This window comes from Chryseobacterium sp. SIMBA_029, from assembly GCF_046535275.1.
Lineage (GTDB): Bacteria > Bacteroidota > Bacteroidia > Flavobacteriales > Weeksellaceae > Chryseobacterium.
In genome coordinates this window covers 1-245 of record NZ_JAWRXA010000718.1, presented here as the reverse complement: position 1 = coordinate 245, position 245 = coordinate 1, and the positions used below count along the sequence as shown (strand labels likewise).

The 245-nt window shown below is 66.9% G+C and carries 1 protein-coding gene; it reads left to right on the top strand.

The window, feature by feature from the left end:
• Positions 1-7 precede the first annotated feature (7 nt).
• On the top strand, positions 8-245 hold a 238-nt coding region (locus tag SB679_RS25815; RefSeq protein ID WP_410705222.1), incomplete at its 3' end, for a copper resistance protein CopC.

Below are 245 nucleotides of genomic sequence, written 5' to 3'. Positions count from 1 at the left end.
GAGCATCGTGGACAACAACGTCACGCAGAACATCAAGTCCGGCGCACCGGCAGGCAAGTTCACCGTGGTCTGGCGGGTCGTAGCCTCGGACTCGCACCCCATCGAGGGTACGTTCACGTTCACCGCGGGAACCCCGAACGCTTCATCGGCAGCCTCGACGGCAGCGACTTCGGCGTCCACGGCGGCATCCACGACGGCGGCGCAGTCACCGCAGTTCCCTTGGGGCCTCGCCGTGGGAGCTGTGG